The following is a 13,909-nucleotide window of genomic DNA, read 5'->3' on the forward strand; positions in this document are numbered from 1 at the left end:
CCATGATGCACGCCCGCCGAGCCGCCCACAAAGCGGTTCTACCGATGGGATTCCCCCCGGGCATCGGCCGCCCCGATGGGATCCGGCCGGAGGGGTGACGCCGTGCCCCGCCGCTGCATCCTGGTGATCCTGGACGGCCTGGGGGATCGGTCCGTGGCCGGCCTGGGCCACCGCACCCCCCTCCAGGCCGCCCGAACCCCCCACCTGGACCACCTGGCCGCCGAGGGCGCCGCAGGGCTCCTCCACGCGGCCCGGCCCGGAATCGCCCTGCCCAGCGAGGAGGCCCACTTCGCCCTGTTCGGATACCGGCGGGAGGAGTTCCCGGGCCGGGGCGCACTGGAGGCGCTGGGGGCCGGTCTTCGCCTCGCCCCCGGCGAGGTGGCGGTCCTGGGGCGTCTGGACCACGTGGTCGAGCAGGATGGGCTCCTGCGGCTGGGCCCGGTCCGGCCCCGGGCCGACCAGGAGGAGGCGCGGGCCCTGGCGGAGGCCCTCGGTCCCGTGGAGGCCGAAGGGCTGCGGGTGTCGTTCCACCCCACCGGCGGGGTGCATGGGATCGTGCGGATCCAGGGGGGCGGGGCACCGTTCTTCACCGACTCGGACCCCCTGGCCCGGGGGGAGCCGATCCTCCGGGTCCGACCCTGGGCGCGGCCGCCCGAGCCGGAGCCGGCACGGCGGGCCGCCGGGGCGCTCCAGGCCTTTCTCGAGGCGGCCCGCGAGGCCCTGCGGGGCCATCCCGTGAACCGCGAACGGGCCGGGCGCGGCGCCCCGCCCCTAAACGCCCTGGTGACCCACCGGCCCGGCCGACTGGGCCGGGCGGAGCCGTTCCGGTGGCGCTGGGGGCTGCGGGGCCTGTCGGTGGGCTCGGGGCTCGTGTACCGGGGCTTGGCGTCGTACCTGGGGCTCGACTTCCTGGAGGATCCCGACACCCACGACCCCGGCGAGGACCTGGCCCGCCGGCTCCGCCTGGCCCTCCGGGCCGGCCACGAGTTCGTGCACGTGCACACCAAGGCCCCGGACCAGGCCGCCCACACGAAGGACCCCGGGGCCAAGGTCCGGGTGATCGAGGCCCTGGACCGGGCCCTGGGCCCCCTGCTCGGGGAGCTCACGTCCTCGGAGACTCTCCTGGTGGTCACCTCGGACCACTCCACGCCCAGCACCGGGCCGCTGATCCACTCGGGCGAGCCCGTGCCGATCGTGATGCACGGCGAGGGAGTGCGGCGCGACGCGGTGACCCGGTTCGACGAGGTCTCCTGCGCGGCCGGGGTGCTCGGCGCGGTGGCGGCCCGGGACCTGCTGCCCATGGTCCTGGACCTCCTGGACCGGGCGAAGCTCCGGGGGCTGATGGACGCCCCCGAGGACCAGCCCTACTGGCCGGGGGAGCGGGAGCCCTGGAGGCCGGAGCGATGACGGTCGGCGTGGTGCACGGACGGTTCCAGGGATTCCACAACGACCACCTGGCGTACCTGCGGGCGGCCCGGGCCCGGTGCGACCACCTGGTCGTGGGCATCACGAACCCCGACCCCTGGTCCACCCGGCACGACCCGGCCGACCCCGCCCGGAGCCGCCCCGAGGCGAACCCGCTCACCTACTTCGAGCGGTACCGGGTGGTGCAGGCCGTGCTCCTGGACGAGGGCGCACCGCCGGGGTCGTTCTCGGTCGTGCCGTTTCCCGTGAACTTTCCGGAGCGGTGGGCCTGGTACGCACCCCTGGACGCGGTGTTCTTCCTGACCATCTACGACGAGTGGGGCGAACGGAAGCTGAGGATGTTCCGGGAGCGGGGGCTCCGCACCGAGGTGCTCTGGCGCCGAAGCCCCGACCAGAAGACGGTGTCGGCCACCCAGGTGCGCGAGGCCCTGCGCCGGGGGCTCCCTTGGGAGCACTGGGTGCCCCCTGCCGCGGCCCGAACGATGAGGGAGCTGGGCATCCCCGAGCGGCTGCGGCGGGGCGCGGCAGGCTCCGGGCAAGGGGGCCCCGGAACGGGCGGACCTGCCGCTTGAGGACGAGGGGCGGGGCGCTCATTCCAAGTTGCGCTCAAACAGAGGTCCCTCCGGGGGTCGGGGCAAGGGGCCTGGTGGAGCGCCGGGCGTGGCTCCTACAGTCGCTGCATCCGGGACTCAGCCGACGCTTGCCTCGCGACGAGCCCCAAAATGCCTTGTCAACGTTAGCTTTTCCAACGTCCAAGGAGCACCAGGGCTGAGTGCCGGATGCAGCGTACGTCGGATGCTGCACTCACGCACGGCCGGAACCAGGCCCCTTGCCCCGCCGGATCAGGGGTCCGATCACCTTGAACGCAATATTGGTATCACACGGCCAGGTAGCGCTCCTGGATGTCGCGGTTGGCCAGCAGCTCGGCCCGCGTGCCGGAGAACACCACCCGGCCCTTCTCGATCACGTAGCCCCGGTCCGACACCCCCAGGGCGAACCGGGCGTTCTGCTCGGCCAGGAGGATCGGCACCTCCCCCTTGAGCGCCGCGATCACCCCACCCAGCTCCTCCACGATCACCGGAGCCAGCCCCTCGCAGGGCTCGTCGAGCAGCAGGACCCGGGGGTTCCCCACCAGGGCCCGGGCGATGGCCAGGATCTGCTGCTCGCCTCCGCTCAGGTCGCCGCCCCGACGCCTGCGAAGCCTGCGCAGCAGGGGGAACGTGTCGAACACCCGGCCGAAGGTCCACGGCTCCTGGCCCTGCCGGGGGGGCAGCACGGCCACCTCCAGGTTCTCCTCCACGGTCAGATCGGCGAAGATCCGGCGGTCCTCCGGCACGTACCCGAGTCCCCTGCGCACGTTCTCGTGCACCGGCCGGCCCGCGATGTCCTCGCCGTCGAACACCACCCGGCCTCGGGCGGGGGGCACGTACCCCACGATGCTCTTCATGGTGGTGGTCTTGCCGGCCCCGTTCCGGCCCAGCAGGCACACGATCTCGCCCGGGGCCAACCCCAGGTCCACCCCCTGGAGCACGTGGCTGTCGCCGTAGTAGGCGTGGACGCCGCTCACCTCAAGGATCAAGGGACCCTCCCAGGTAGGCCTCGCGCACCCGGGGATCGCCCCGGATCTCGTCGGGGGAGCCCTGGGCCAGAACGCGGCCCTGGTGGAGCACATAGATGTGGTCGGCCACCGAGAACACCACCTTCATGTCGTGCTCCGTCAGGAAGAACGTGATCCCCGACCGGGCCGCGAGCTCCCGGATCAACCCGATCATCCGGTCGGTCTCCTCCGGGGTCATGCCGGCCGTGGGCTCGTCGAGGAGCACCAGCTTGGGGTCCAGGGCCATCACCAGGGCGATCTCGATCCGACGCTTGTCCCCGTAGGGGAGCTCCGAGGCCCGCCGGCCCACCTGGTCGGCCAGCCCCAGGCGCTCCAGGATCTCCTCGGCCCGCTCCACCAGGGCCGGGTCCCGGTGGTGGGCACGCCAGAACCGCATGCCCCTCCCGGCCCGCAGGGTCAGGGGGACCAGCACGTTCTCCAGCACGGTGAGCCCCGGAAAGATGTTGGTGATCTGGAACGAGCGCAGCAGCCCCAACCGCGCCACCCGATGGGCCGGCAGCCCGGTGATGTCGCGGCCGTCGAACACCACCTTGCCGCCCGTGGGCACGTACCGTCCCGACACGCAGTTGTAGAAGGTGGTCTTGCCCGCGCCGTTGGGCCCGATGAGGGCGGTGAGCCGGCCCGGCATCACCCGAACGGACACGTCCGTGAGCACCCGGAACCGCCCGAACCGGTGGGACAGCCCGCGCACGTCCAGGAGGGGCCGGCTATTCACGGTCCCCCCTTCCCGGCCTGCTCACCCACCGCACCAGGGTGCCCAGGATGCCCTCGGGAAAGTACAGGACCACCGGGATCAGCACCGCGCCCAGCACGATCATCCAGCTGTCGGTCACGCTGGTCACGGCCTGCTCCAGCGCGAAGAACGCGGCCGCTCCGAACGCGGGCCCCAGGAACACCGTGCTGCCGCCGAGCACCGCCATCAGCACCGGCCGGGCCGAGTAGGCCCAGTGCATCACGTCGGGAGTGGCCATCTGGTTGAACAGGCAGAACAACACCCCTGCCGCCCCCGACAGGGTCCCGGACACCACGAACGCGGCCAAGCGGTACCGGGCCACCGACGCTCCCACGAAGGCGAGCCGCTCCCGGTTCTCCCGGCTGGCCCGCAGGACGAGGCCGAACGACGAGCGGTGCACCCTCCACAGCACGCCCACCCCGCCCGCCACCACCGCCAACGTGAACCAGTACATGACCCGGGGATCGAACAGGCTGAGCCCCAGCACCGGCAGGGTCGGCAGGGCGAACCCGGAGAGCCCGTCGCTCCCGCCCGTGACCTCCCGCCAGTTGTGGGCCACCGTGAACAGCATCATCCCGAACCCCAGGGTGAGCATGGCGAAGAAGATCTCGTCCCGCCGCACGCACAGGTACCCGATGACCAGGGACACCAGGGCCGCGCCGCCCACGCCCGCCGCGAACGCGAGCCCCAGGGAGGGGGGGCCGTGCAGGAGCACCAAGGCCGCGCCGTAGGCCCCCACCCCGAACAGGGAGGCCTGACCGAACGACAGGAGCCCCGCCCCCCCGAACAGGAGGTTGAAGCTCATGGCCAGCAGCCCCATGATCAGAACCTCGGTCAGGATGAACACCCAGTACATGGGCACCACCAGCGGACACAGGGCCAGGCCGACCAACAGCCCGATCCCCAGCCAGGCTCTCGAGCCACCGCCCATGTCAGGCCTCCTGCCCGAACAGGCCCCGGGGCCGCACCAGGAGCACGGCGGCCAGTACCAGGTACGGCAGGGCCATCTGGGCCCGGCCGGCGAACAGGGTTCCGAACGACTCGAACAGGCCCAGGACCAGGGCGCCCACGAACGCCCCGGGGAAGCTCCCGAGCCCACCCACCACCACCACGATGAAGCTCTCGATGATGATCCTCTCCCCCATGGCGGGCCCCACGCTCTGGTGGGGGGCGGCCAGTGCCCCGCCCAGGGCGGCGAGCCAGGTGCCGAAGGTGAACACGGCCGTGAACAGGGCCGGCACCCGGATGCCCACGCCCTCGGCCATCTCTCGGTCCATGGCCGCGGCCCGGATCACCTTGCCCCACCGGGTGAGACGAAAGAACGCCCAAAGCCCGAGCCCCACGGCCGGGCCCACGGCCACGAGGAACAGCCGGTACACCGGGTACGAGCCACCGAACATCGGCACCACCCCCGCCAACACGGCCGGGGGATCCACCACGTGGTAGCGGGAGCCCCAGATCAGGCGGACCCCATCGTCCAGGACCAGCAGGATGGCGAAGGTGAGCAGCAGCTGGAAGCTCAGGTCCCGCGCGTACACCCGCCGGAGCAGGCACCGCTCCACCACCGCCCCCACCCCGGCGGCGACCACCGGCCCCACCAGCAGGCCCAGCCAGAACGACGGGAACCAGGCCATGGCCTGCATGCACAGGTAGGCCCCGAGCATGAAGAACGATCCGTGGGCAAAGTTGAGCACACCCAGAACCCCGAACACCGTGGTGAGCCCCACGGAGATCAGGAACAGCAGCATGCCCCAGCTCAGGCCGTTCAGGAGGTTGACCCAGATCGCGTCCATGGTTTGAGTCGCTCGGAAGCTAGCCCGCATTATTCATGAAGCCTTCTGCTGCAACCGCCGATTGCACGCCATCTCGGGGCGTGCTCGCGCCTCGGGGCTCGACGTACCGTCCAGTACGCCTGCGCCCCTCGGCGCTCGTGCTTGCCCCGATCTGACGCACACTCGACGGTTTCGCGACGAACGCTCATGAATAATGCGGGCTAGGGGGCCGTTCGTCGTTGGTCGTTCGTCGTCATCAACCCGGCGGATAAACAGGCGCTATCGCTCCCTGCTCGCAGGGGCGTGGGGCCTGCTGGAGCGCCGGGCGTGGCTCCTACAGTCGCTGCACCCGGCACTCAGCCTACGCTTGGTGCTCTTCCGGCCTCGGGGACTCCGAAAATGCCCGCACTTCAACCGCGTTTCAGCCTATGGGGCTGAGTGCCGGGTGCAGCGTAAGCCGGATGCCGCACTCACGCACGGCCGGAAGCAGGCCCCAGGCCCCTGCGGCCACCTGCGCGCCCCTAGAGTCGCCGGGTCAACAAGAACTTACGCAGCACAACAGTCAGCGTGCCAGGTTGCATCCGGTCTCGGCCACCGAGGGGGTCACCTGGTCGGCCGGGAACACCCGCACCGGGTTCAGGATGGGGATGGGGTAGGCCGGATCCCGGGCGGTGCGGCCCCACGTGGCCGGAGTCAGGGCCTGGTGGTCCTCCGGCCGCAGGGTGATCCGGCCCACCGGCAGCTCCACGCTCAGCCCCTCCAAAGCGCCCACCACGGCCTCCTTGTCGATGGACCCGGCCTTCTCGGCCGCGGCCTTGTAAGCGTACACCGCGCCGTAAGCGCCGTGGGCGTTGTACGACGGGTACTGGCCGTACCGCTTGCGGTAGGCCTCGACGAAGGCCCGGTTCCGCGCCGAGTCGTTGGCCAGGAACCAGTACCGGGTGCCCACCCACACCCCCTCGGGCATCCGGTCCTTCAGGGCATAGAGCACCTCGGTGGCGCCCCCCAGGGACATGAGGACGTCGAACCGGCCGTCGAAGAACCCCAGGTCCCGGGCCTGTCGGACGAAGTCGATCAGGTTCCCGCCCCACAGGGAGATGAACACCCCCTCGGGCTTGGCCTTCATGATCTTGGTGATGTACGAGCTGAAGTCCGTGGTCTTGATGGGGGCGAACGCCACCTGGTCGTCGGGCAGGAAGGTCACGTCGGGCCGCAGCTCCTTGAGGTATTTCCGGAAGTACTCCCAGGACTGATACCCGAAGGCGTAGTCCGGTCCCACGGTGGCCCACACCTTGGCCTTGCTCTTCGCCGCCACCAGGGCCCCTGCCTTGCAGTTCTGGTTGATGTTCACCGACACCCGGAACGTGTACCGGTTGCACACGCTCCCGGTGACGTCGGGTGTGGCGGCGTGGGTGATGATCAGTGGGGTGCGCAGCTCCTTCATGGCGGGCACCACCGACTTGGCCACCCCGCTCGAGTCGAGCCCGATCACGCAGTCCACCCCCTTCTGGTACACCAGCTTGCGGATCGCCCGGATCGCCACGTCGGGCTTACCGGTGGAGTCCTCGAAGTACCCCTCGACCTTGCGGCCGAGGATGCCACCGGCCCCGTTGATCTCGTCGATCGCCAGCTGGGCTCCCTGTTTGGCGAACTCGCCGTAGGTGGCGAACGGCCCCGACATGATGTAGACGAACCCCAGCTTGACCGGCTTCTCGGCCCGGGCCGCGGGCGCGAGCCACGGCAGGGCCAGTCCCACGGCGATCCAGACGACGACACGGCGCAACGATCGGTGCGTGCTCATGGCCACCTCCTTTCCCAAGGGGCGATGGGGCCGGGCCACCCGGCCCCGGAACCAGCCGACCGATGGAGTATAGCTTCCAAACGCCGGTTGCCAAGGGCGCCCCTTGATTCTTCCGACTCTTCGGCCCCACCCCGGCCGAGAGAAAACATTTTCCCACACCCCCTCCCCGCCGGGCGCCGGTGTCTTTTCACCGGAAATAGTGGAAAAACATTACCCACCCCCTCTCGTGCAGGCACCCGCATCTCCACAAAAAAACAGCTATAAAATCGCAAAGATACATCACAAACCTCCGTCGGCACGGCTCATGCATTTCTCCAGACCAAATCTTCCCCTCTCGGCCCGGCCGGGTCACGACGACCCGAGGTCCGCGGAAGGAGCCGCCATGAGACGCCCCTCGCCCCTCTTCGCCCTGTCCGTTCTCCTCTGCATCGCCTCCGCCACGGCCCCGATCGAAAGCGCCTGGGGCCTGATGACCGTGGACGGGGACCTGTCCGACTGGGGGCTGAGTAACCCGGAGGAAGGGTTCTCAACCGCCGACGCGGTGGGGCATCCCGTCACCGGCCACCGGGACGGGGTGTGGTACTGGGAGGAGCGGGGTGCCGTGGACGACTGGGGGTACGTGGGGCCCGGCTACGGGGGCTACGACTACGACATCCTGGGCCTGTACTTCACCTTCGACGCGGACAACCTGTACTTCGCTGCGGTCACGGGGATGCCGCCGGGAGGGACCGACGGCGGGAACTGGGACGGCACCTCGTGGGATACGGACCACCGCTACTACCTCGGGGACATCGCCTTCGGCTTGGGTGGCCTGAGGTGGGCGGTCGAGACGCGAGGCGGCGACAAAGGGGAGGTGTTCGAGGTCTCGGACTGGGAGGCGCCTTCCGCGTTCCCGCAAAGCGGCCCCGTGGGCGTGGCCGGGGGGACCCTGGCCCAGGGCGCCGGGCAGGGGTTCGCGTATCTGGCGTTAGGTGACTCCTACGAGGGGTACGGCACCCTGTACGCCCTGGAGGCTGCGGTGTCTCGGAGCGCGTTGGGCCTGGACGGAGCGTCGCTGGAGGGCATGCGGGTGCACCTCACCGAAACCTGCGGGAACGACGTGGCCGACATCCTGGTGACCCCGGAACCGGCCAGCCTGATCCTGTTGGGCACCGGGCTCCTCGGCTTGGCCGGGGCGGCCCGCCGCTCGGGAAGGAGGCGGGACGGCCAGGATCGTTCATGAGCGTTCGTCGCGAAACCGCCGAGTGTGCGTCAGATAGGGGCAAGCACGAGCGCACGAGGGGCGCAGGCGTACCGGACGGTACGTCGAGCCTGAGGCGCGAGAACGCCCCGAGATGGCGTGCAATCGGCGGTTGCAGCAGAAGGCTTCTCATGATTAACCCGGCGGATGAACAGGAGCTATCGCTCCCCGCTCGGAGGGGCAAGGGACCTGTCGGAGAGCCGGGCGCGGCCCCTTAGCTCGCCGCGCAGCGCCTCTGACGCTCGGACCGCGAAAGGGTCGGATTCCACCGAGTTGTCATGAAACCAGCTCTTCTGTCCCGTGCCTGCGCGGCGAATCTCATGCCCGGCTTCGCGCCCGGCCGGAGGCAGGTTCCTTGCCCCGCCCTCCGAGGTGACGCGCCTATTTTGCCGCCGGGTTAAGAATGGGGGCTAGGGGCGTGATCGAGGCGCCTCGCCCCAGCACAGGTAGGCCCATCCTCCGTAGAGCTCCTCCATACGGACGTTTTCGAGGCATGCTGCCATGGCCTCCCAGGGCCGACGCTCGGCCGCCTCTACCGTGACCCCGAACCCGCGGGTCAGCCACACCCCGAGGCGAAACGTCCATTCCGGCCAGCCGGCGGCGCGCTTGAGGTCCAACACCACGAGCCGCCGGCCCGGCTCCAAGGCTCGGGCCGCGTTGCGGATCACCCGCTCGTACCCCGGGATCAAGGTGATCGCCAGGGTGGAGAGCACCCCCTGGAGGGGGGACGGGAACCGGTACCTTTCGGCGTCGCACCGAACCAGATCCACGTTCCGCCACCCGTGCCGGCGCACCCGATGCCGAGCCCGCCCCAGCATCCGGTCCGTCAGGTCCACCCCCACGACCCTGCCCGCCGGCCCCACGGCCCGCCGGAGTAGGGGAAGGTTCAGGCCCGTTCCGCACCCGATGTCCACCACGGTGTCCCCCCGGCGCAGGCCCAGCGCCTCGACGGCCCGGCGCCGGTACGTGGGGAGCCGGAACCCGGCCAACACGTACAGGTTGGAGGTCAGGTCGTAGAGCGCGGCCCGGCGCCGGTAGATCTGCTGCACGTCTTCCTGGGAGAGCCCCAAGGGAACCCCCTTCGGTCTACTCGTACACCTTCTCCTCGGCCGCGTCCGCCTCGGCCGCGTCCGCCTCGGGATCCCGGGTCTGGCCCGCGGCCCGGTACCGCTGGTACTCCTTGTACCACTCGTTGGCGATGATCATGGCCATGACCTCGTTGGTCCCGGTCCAGATCGAGGCCAGCCGGATGTCCCGGGAGATCCGCTCCACCGGGAAGATGTTGGTGTAGCCGATGCCGCCCATCACCTGCATGGCGTGGTGCACCGCCTTCTGGCACGACTCGGTCACGAACTTCTTGGCCTCGGAGACCATGCGACGGACCCGCTTCGCCTCCACCCCGGCGTCCACCGCCTGGGCCGTCACCTGGATCATGGCCCGGGAGGCGTCGAGCAGGGTCACGGCCTCGGCCACCTGGAAGCTGACGCCCTGGAACTCGCAGATCCGCCGGCCGAAGGCCTTCCGGCGGGAGGTGTAGCCGGTGGCCACCTCCACGGCCGGCCGGGCCGCCCCGATGGTCATGGCCGCCGTGCCGAGGCGCTCGGGGATCATCATGGTGTTGAAGACCGCCACCCCCCGGTTCAGCTCGCCCAACAGGTTCTCTTTGGGCACCTTCACGTCCTTGAACACCACCCGGCTCGCCCCCCCGCCCCGGCAGCCCATGAGGCCGTAGAGGTAGGGGGTCTCCACCCCCGGGCCCCGGTCCACGATGAAGCACGAGATCCCCCGGTGGGGGTCTGCGTCGGGGTCGGTGCGGGCGTACACCAGGAAGAAGTCGGCCCGCTCGCCCCCCACGATGAACCGCTTCGCGCCGTTCAGCACGAAGTGATCCCCCTTGTCCTCGGCCACGGTGGTGGTGCCGAAGAAGTCCGACCCGCCCCGGGGCTCGGTGAGGCACTCGGCCGCGAACAGATCGCCCTTGAGCAGCGGCACCACGTACCTCTCCTTTTGCTCGTCGGTGCCGTGCTGGACGATGGCGTCGCACACCAGCTCGGCCCCCACCCCGAAGGTGCAGGCGAAGATGTAGCCCAGGGTGCCGATCTCCTCCATCACCATGCAGGTGGTCACCCAGTCCATGCCGCGCCCCCCCCACCGTTTGGGGTAGCGGCATCCCATCAGGTTCCGCCGACCCGCCTCCCGGAGGAACTCCTCGGGGAACCGGATCACGTCCCGGTCCATGTCCAGGATCATCTGGCGGGGCACGCTCTTGACGAACTCGCGGACCTCGTCCCGGAGCTTGAGCTGCTCCTCGTTCAGCAGGTAGTCGAACACGGCCCTCTCCTTACGCGCTGTGCTCCTGCCGGAGCTTGTACTTCATGACCTTGCCGCTCGGGGTGTGGGGAAGCTCCTCCACGAACCGGAACACCCTGGGGATCTTGTACCGGGCCAGCCTGGGGGCGAGGAACGCGGCCAGATCCTCCGCCTCCAAGGTCTCCCCGGCCACGGGCACCACGTAGGCCACCACCGTCTCCCCCCAGGCCGGATGGGGCACCCCGATCACGGCCGCCTCGCGTACTTTGTCGTGCTCGGCGATGGCGTCCTCCACCTCCTTGGAGTACACGTTCTCGCCGCCGGTGACGATCATGTCCTTGAGGCGGTCCACGACATACAGGTACCCGTCGGCATCCATCCGGGCCACGTCGCCCGTGCGGTACCACCCGTCCCGGAACGCGGCTCGGGTGGCCTCCGGGTCCTTGAGGTATCCGGCCATGACGCTGTCCGCCTTGAGCCAGATCTCGCCCGTCTCCCCTGGGCCGGCCTCCTCGGTCTCGGTCTTCATGAGCCGCAGGTCCGCTCCCGGAAGCCCCCGGCACCCGATGGACCCGGCCTTGTCCCGGTGGTCCTTGGGCCGGAGCACGGTGCCGGTGGGACCGGTCTCGGTCATGCCGTAGACCTGGTAGAACCGGTCGCTCCGGTACCGGGTCGTGAGCTCCCGCACGGTCTCCGGTGCGATGGGGCCGCCGCCGTAGATCCAGGCCCGCATGGACGAGAGGTCGTAGCGGTCGAAGTCCGGGACCGTCTGGAGGGGCATCAGATAGGAGATCGGCGCCCCGAAGTACACGGTGCACCGCTCCTGCTGGATGGTCTCGAGGAAGTGAAGGGGGTGGTACTCCCGCAGAAGCACGGTCGTGCCGCCCACGTAGGCCGTGCCGAAGAACCAGTTGTTCAGGGGCGAGGAGTGCCAGATCGGCATGGCCATGAGCATCCGGTCGTCCTCGTCCAGGTGGACGGCCAGTGCCCCGGTGACGGCGGCCATGACCACGCTTCGGTGGGTCAGCATGCATCCTTTGGGCCGGCCCGTGGTGCCGCTGGTGTACAGGATCTCGGCGAGGTCCTCGTCCGAGACCCGGACCGGGTGGTACGCCTCGGCTCCGTCGGCCCCGGTGTCGAACCGGTCGAACCCCTCGGCCGCCGAGTCCAGGGCCGCCTTTCCCACCGTGGCGGGGACCTGCCGGGCCACCGGCGCGAGGGTCCCGTCGAACAGAAACACCTTGGCCTCGCTGTGCTCCAGAATGTAAGCCACCTCCCCCGCCATGAGTTTGTGGTTCACCGGCACGACCACGGCCCCGGCCTTGAGGGCCCCGAGCAGGGCGAACACGAAGTCCGGGGTGTTCTGGCTCATGATGGCCACGCGGTCTCCGGGGGAGATCCCCCATGCCTGGAACCGTGCGGCCACGGCCTCGGCCCTGCGCCTCAGCTCCTGGTACGTGTGGCTCTCCCCGCGGGCGCGGAGCGCCTCTTTGCGGGCCGATTGCCGGCTGTTCCGGTCTACGAGCTCAGCGAGGGTCATGGGACGCTCCTTCCTCCGAGAGGCGATCGAGGGTCTGCTCCAACGTCTCCATCGTGGCCCGGATGTCCTGCTCGAGCTCTGCCAGCTCCTTCTTCCGGCGTGCGATCTCCTCCAGTTTCGACCTTCCGTACGCCAGGCTTCGGCGGATCTGCTCGACCTCGGTCAGGTCCGTCTCGGGCATTCCGATCATCTCGGCGATCTCGTCCAGGGAGAACCCCAGCCGTTTGCCCCGAAGGATCAGCTTGAGGCGGCGCCGGTCCCCGCGGGTGTACACCCTCTGGTTACCCGCGCTGCGGCGGGGCGTCAGCAGGCCCCTCTCCTCGTAGTAGCGGATGGCTCGGGGGCTGATGTCGAACTCCGCGGCCAGCTCGGAGATGGAATAGGTCCGCTCCCCAGATCGTCCTCCGGACACGGCTCGCCTCCTCGCCCCCAGAATTAACGTTTACGTCAACGTAAAGGATGGCTGGCAGCCTGTCAAGCGGAAAACATCCCCGCCAGCACGAGAACCGCCGACGGGAACGGTTCGAGCGGAAGACCGGAGGGAGAGAGGGGAACGGGCACCCCCAAACCCAAAAATCTTGAGTCTGCTCATGGGGAGGGCTTTAGTCGCATGGCGCACCGGACGATAGAGAATGCCGGAACGACTTGCATGGGACCCGAGGCCAAGCTCCGTCCGTGCTACCAGGCTCCCTTGCACAACTCCTCTCTGCCGGTAGGATACCGGGCGGGAAACGGCTCCGGAATCGCCGCCTTGACAAGTAGCTCACAGGGTTTATAAGCGAGCCTCGTCCCAAACAGTCGACCACCACAAGGGGACAAGACCGGCGTGGCCCGTCGGCTCCAAGGGCCGGAATCGGGCCTGCTCCCGGCGTGGTGCTCGGATTCCTTTCGGCGGTGGTATCGGCCCCACACGGGGCATCCTCGTTGGTCCGCTGGAGCCCCCAACCCGAACAGGAGGAATGTCATGAAAAAGATTCTCGCGCTCGCGACCCTCGGTTTCGCCTTCGTCGCCTTCGGGTGCGCGGGCACCCAGACCCGCCAGCAGGCTCCGATCACCAAGCAGACCCAGGTCAAATGTCCCAAGTGCGGCGTGACCTTCACCGTGGGCGAGGGGCTGAAGGCGTACGAACAGACCAAGTGAGGACCACGGCGCCTTTCGGGGCGACGACCGGCCCGAGCGCAACACCACGGCATTTCCCCAGGAGGCAGAGCGTTTTCACCCCGGAGCGTTTCCTCGCTCCTCAACCCAATCGATCTATAGGAGGAACGGCATGAAAAAGATCCTCGCACTCACTGTTCTCGGCTTCGCCCTCGTGGCCTTCGGGTGCGCCGGCACCCAGACCCGCCAGGAGACCCCGGTCACCAAGCAGACCAAGATCAAGTGCCCCAAGTGCGGCATGACCTTCACCGTGGGCGAGGGGCTGAAGGCGATCGAGAAGACGCGGTAGGCTCTGCGTAACGGCGAAACCG

At 69.4% G+C, this 13,909-nt stretch carries 14 protein-coding genes; 5 read left to right on the forward strand and 9 right to left on the reverse strand.

The features are described 5' to 3' along the window. Positions 1 to 102: 102 nt before the first annotated feature. Together DEFCA_RS0109060 and DEFCA_RS0109065 are read left to right on the forward strand one after the other, a co-directional pair. Positions 103 to 1,407 (forward strand): alkaline phosphatase family protein, encoded by a 1,305-nt coding sequence (locus tag DEFCA_RS0109060; RefSeq protein ID WP_025322709.1) that lies wholly within the window; start codon positions 103 to 105, stop codon positions 1,405 to 1,407. Next, positions 1,404 to 1,997 (forward strand): adenylyltransferase/cytidyltransferase family protein, encoded by a 594-nt coding sequence (locus DEFCA_RS0109065; protein WP_025322710.1) that lies wholly within the window; start codon positions 1,404 to 1,406, stop codon positions 1,995 to 1,997. Before DEFCA_RS0109060 ends, DEFCA_RS0109065 begins: the two co-directional genes overlap by 4 nt. A gap of 305 nt (positions 1,998 to 2,302) precedes the next feature. Here the strand turns inward: DEFCA_RS0109065 and DEFCA_RS0109070 are convergent, their stop codons facing one another. The 5 genes from DEFCA_RS0109070 to DEFCA_RS0109090 all read right to left on the reverse strand — a co-directional run bounded on the left by DEFCA_RS0109070 (position 2,303) and on the right by DEFCA_RS0109090 (position 7,349). Then, positions 2,303 to 3,004 (reverse strand): ABC transporter ATP-binding protein, encoded by a 702-nt coding sequence (locus DEFCA_RS0109070; RefSeq protein ID WP_025322711.1) that lies wholly within the window; start codon positions 3,002 to 3,004, stop codon positions 2,303 to 2,305. Beyond that, positions 2,994 to 3,758 carry an ABC transporter ATP-binding protein gene (locus tag DEFCA_RS0109075; protein WP_025322712.1) on the reverse strand — a complete coding sequence of 255 codons (765 nt, stop codon included), beginning with the start codon at positions 3,756 to 3,758 and terminating at the stop codon, positions 2,994 to 2,996. Before DEFCA_RS0109075 ends, DEFCA_RS0109070 begins: the two co-directional genes overlap by 11 nt. Continuing rightward, positions 3,751 to 4,707, reverse strand: a complete 957-nt coding sequence (locus DEFCA_RS0109080; protein WP_025322713.1) for a branched-chain amino acid ABC transporter permease — start codon at positions 4,705 to 4,707, stop codon at positions 3,751 to 3,753. The genes DEFCA_RS0109075 and DEFCA_RS0109080 overlap by 8 nt, the downstream gene beginning before the upstream one ends. A 1-nt stretch (position 4,708) precedes the next feature. Next, positions 4,709 to 5,569 carry a branched-chain amino acid ABC transporter permease gene (locus tag DEFCA_RS0109085; protein WP_025322714.1) on the reverse strand — a complete coding sequence of 287 codons (861 nt, stop codon included), beginning with the start codon at positions 5,567 to 5,569 and terminating at the stop codon, positions 4,709 to 4,711. Between the two features lie 541 nt (positions 5,570 to 6,110). After that, complete coding sequence (locus DEFCA_RS0109090) at positions 6,111 to 7,349, reverse strand: ABC transporter substrate-binding protein (RefSeq protein ID WP_025322715.1); 1,239 nt, start codon at positions 7,347 to 7,349, stop codon at positions 6,111 to 6,113. Positions 7,350 to 7,731: 382 nt separating this feature from the next. On the opposite strand from DEFCA_RS0109090, the gene DEFCA_RS0109095 reads away from it, so the two are divergent. Continuing rightward, positions 7,732 to 8,571, forward strand: a complete 840-nt coding sequence (locus DEFCA_RS0109095) for a PEP-CTERM sorting domain-containing protein (protein ID WP_025322716.1) — start codon at positions 7,732 to 7,734, stop codon at positions 8,569 to 8,571. A 428-nt stretch (positions 8,572 to 8,999) separates the two neighbouring features. On the opposite strand, the gene DEFCA_RS20605 is transcribed toward DEFCA_RS0109095, so the two are convergent. The 4 genes from DEFCA_RS20605 to DEFCA_RS0109115 are packed head-to-tail and all read right to left on the reverse strand — an operon-like array spanning position 9,000 to position 12,851. After that, on the reverse strand, positions 9,000 to 9,659 hold the full coding sequence (locus DEFCA_RS20605) for a class I SAM-dependent methyltransferase (protein ID WP_025322717.1): 660 nt from the start codon (positions 9,657 to 9,659) through the stop codon (positions 9,000 to 9,002). 16 nt (positions 9,660 to 9,675) lie between these two features. Then, positions 9,676 to 10,920 (reverse strand): acyl-CoA dehydrogenase family protein, encoded by a 1,245-nt coding sequence (locus tag DEFCA_RS0109105; protein WP_025322718.1) that lies wholly within the window; start codon positions 10,918 to 10,920, stop codon positions 9,676 to 9,678. Between the two features lie 10 nt (positions 10,921 to 10,930). After that, the gene (locus DEFCA_RS0109110; RefSeq protein WP_025322719.1) at positions 10,931 to 12,439 is read right to left on the reverse strand and encodes a class I adenylate-forming enzyme family protein; all 1,509 of its coding nucleotides are present in this window, start codon (positions 12,437 to 12,439) and stop codon (positions 10,931 to 10,933) included. After that, positions 12,426 to 12,851, reverse strand: coding sequence for a MerR family transcriptional regulator (locus tag DEFCA_RS0109115; protein ID WP_025322720.1), 426 nt, complete (start codon positions 12,849 to 12,851; stop codon positions 12,426 to 12,428). Before DEFCA_RS0109115 ends, DEFCA_RS0109110 begins: the two co-directional genes overlap by 14 nt. 552 nt (positions 12,852 to 13,403) lie before the next feature. On the opposite strand from DEFCA_RS0109115, the gene DEFCA_RS22240 reads away from it, so the two are divergent. Together DEFCA_RS22240 and DEFCA_RS22245 are read left to right on the forward strand one after the other, a co-directional pair. Beyond that, the gene (locus DEFCA_RS22240) at positions 13,404 to 13,580 is read left to right on the forward strand and encodes a hypothetical protein (RefSeq protein WP_169709521.1); all 177 of its coding nucleotides are present in this window, start codon (positions 13,404 to 13,406) and stop codon (positions 13,578 to 13,580) included. Between the two features lie 130 nt (positions 13,581 to 13,710). Continuing rightward, on the forward strand, positions 13,711 to 13,887 hold the full coding sequence (locus DEFCA_RS22245) for a hypothetical protein (RefSeq protein WP_169709522.1): 177 nt from the start codon (positions 13,711 to 13,713) through the stop codon (positions 13,885 to 13,887). The last annotated feature ends 22 nt before the right edge of the window (positions 13,888 to 13,909 follow it).

This window comes from Deferrisoma camini S3R1 (assembly GCF_000526155.1).
Taxonomy (GTDB): Bacteria; Desulfobacterota; Deferrisomatia; order Deferrisomatales; family Deferrisomataceae; genus Deferrisoma; species Deferrisoma camini.